We start from the raw sequence: 1,538 nt of genomic DNA on the forward strand, positions 1-1,538 counted from the left end.
TGCGTGGTGAAATGGCGTATCATTTCCTCGTCCGACGGCGGCATGGGAGGCTCTCCGCAGCTTACGGCAAGCAGGATTACAAATAACAGGATTATGACTGGTGTTCTCATTTTCTAATGTTTAATGTTCTGTGGCTAACCAATCTTGTTTAGGGAGTTGAGCCATTTGTTAATAGCATCCAATCTGTTATTCTGTTTAATGGTATCTTCATTTCTACATAATTTGATTTGCCGAATAACAGAGTTCTGCATAATTGAATCGGATTTGAAAAGCAGTTCTAAAACGGCTTCATAACATTTGGAATATCTGGACAATTCATCCAATATATTTGCGTCTTTTAGAATATACAGGTTGAAATTGTACACAAATGACTTGTAACTGAAAATCTCCGACTGTAATGCTGCTGCATCAAGACAAGTATAAAACAATTCCTTATCGTGCTGATATAGCCACATATAATCAGATGGGTTCAGGTTGTAGTGCAATAAAGTTTCCGAACGGACAAATGGAAGCCCCGTATTTGAGCCTACCAGATAACGGTATGTCTCATTGACTATTGACTCAACTATTTCAATGGATTCTGATTGTTTGTCCGATTCCCGTATTTCTGTAAATGTATCGGCAATAAGAACTTCCACATCCTGCGATTTGTAATATATACCGTTTTTTTGCCAGCGGAATCTACGGATATATTCTTCAGAAGTCGGACAACAGAACAGTAAAGTATTTAACAATCGGTTCAGATATATTCGCTTATCTGGAATATGACAACGGTGTAACCCTATTATGGAGCCATAAGCGTATAGCTTTCCAAACTCGTTTTCCTCCGAATTTGAATTTTTAGGCATGTAATACAACCGCACAATATTGGAAATGAAATAATATATATCAAGATATTTCAATGTATCAGCCGATTCTCCATATTTGTTAAGTAAATGCCGCTCCAGTTTCTCGCCATACCATAAGTAGCCATCGGGATTTATTTGAAACAACCGATGAAACTTAGGTCTTGATAATGAAAAGTTCTTGTTTCTACTTTTCATTCGTTCCAGTAAGGCGACAATAATTCTATTCGTTATATCCATAGCTGTAATGTTCAATAGCGTTCCGCTTTAAGCAGTAGTGCTGTTTGTTACTAACGAATTCATTCATTAATTGATGCTTTCATTTTTTCTACAATTACATCAATATATTGTTGTGGAATGTTTTTATTTTTATAGTTCTCAATAGCATCAAGAATACTTTGTTTCAATATCTCAACACATTGAGAATCATTTGCTGTTTCAAATTTATCAAATGGGAGTAGAATTTCCAATTCTATCCGATTACGTTTTTTCGAATATCGACTTAATGGATTTGTAGTAAATCCTTTTAAGCAGAATACATAGAAACTTAGTTCATTAATATATGAAATATCACATAGACAATCCATATATTCTATTACAGAGTTTCTTGCTTTACGAAACTTATCAGAAATACTATGTTCCAATTCACCTCCAATAAAAACTTTCATACAAATTTGTTATCGTTAGTAATGT

2 protein-coding genes and 1 pseudogene are annotated in these 1,538 nt (G+C 34.5%); all 3 read right to left on the reverse strand.

Annotated elements, in window-relative coordinates:
• A pseudogene (locus ACESTR_RS16065) lies at positions 1-110 on the reverse strand (DUF4948 domain-containing protein); the annotation flags it as partial.
• A gap of 24 nt (positions 111-134) precedes the next feature.
• Positions 135-1,085 carry a hypothetical protein gene (locus tag ACESTR_RS16070; RefSeq protein WP_007662662.1) on the reverse strand — a complete coding sequence of 317 codons (951 nt, stop codon included), beginning with the start codon at positions 1,083-1,085 and terminating at the stop codon, positions 135-137.
• 59 nt (positions 1,086-1,144) lie between these two features.
• On the reverse strand, positions 1,145-1,513 hold the full coding sequence (locus tag ACESTR_RS16075) for an Imm44 family immunity protein (RefSeq protein ID WP_004295261.1): 369 nt from the start codon (positions 1,511-1,513) through the stop codon (positions 1,145-1,147).
• Between the last annotated feature and the right edge of the window lie 25 nt (positions 1,514-1,538).

The organism is Alistipes sp. DJF_B185 (genome assembly GCF_964250025.1).
Lineage (GTDB): Bacteria > Bacteroidota > Bacteroidia > Bacteroidales > Rikenellaceae > Alistipes > Alistipes finegoldii.

What these genes read in the sequence shown, in the direction of transcription:
- ACESTR_RS16070 (WP_007662662.1), bottom strand. Translation starts at nt 1,085, where the DNA reads ATGGATATAACGAATAGAATTATTGTCGCCTTACTGGAACGAATGAAA.
- ACESTR_RS16075 (WP_004295261.1), bottom strand. Translation starts at nt 1,513, where the DNA reads ATGAAAGTTTTTATTGGAGGTGAATTGGAACATAGTATTTCTGATAAG.